Raw genomic sequence first — 413 nt, 5'->3', positions numbered from 1 at the left:
TTGGCTGAGACTCTAGGCTTCACGCCCGCTTCATTGACGCATTTGTCGTCGAAGCTCATTAAAAATGAGTGCATTACGTTGCGTAATGATGAAGATGACCGTCGAACAAAGTATTGGAAAATAACTCCTAAAGGCTTAGAAATTTTGGTCGAAGCACAGAAATGCGGAATGAAGGTGCGTTCAGAGTTCTTCAGTCACTTATCGGATGCTGAACGAAATAGTTTAGTCCAAATTTACACTAAGTTAAATAACACATTTGTTTGAGGGAAAGCTGTTCCATTCTGGAGCAGCTTTTTATTTTGCGGAGAGTGTGGTTAGATCATTGATGAAGGCTGTCGTGAATGCGCTCAATAGCGTGCGGTATCCGCTCTATCGCACGCGCTATCCGCTCTATCTACAACCGCATGCGCTCA

1 protein-coding gene is annotated in these 413 nt (G+C 43.8%); it reads left to right on the top strand.

The window, feature by feature from the left end:
* Positions 1-264: MarR family winged helix-turn-helix transcriptional regulator (locus tag CSV68_RS17250; protein ID WP_368665189.1), on the top strand; the 264-nt coding region annotated here is incomplete at its 5' end.
* Positions 265-413 lie beyond the last annotated feature (149 nt).

The sequence above is a fragment of the Sporosarcina sp. P29 genome (genome assembly GCF_002743265.1).
Classification (GTDB): domain Bacteria; phylum Bacillota; class Bacilli; order Bacillales_A; family Planococcaceae; genus Sporosarcina.
The sequence above is the reverse complement of the archived record's forward strand: the minus strand, read 5'-3'. Positions and strand labels throughout refer to the sequence as shown.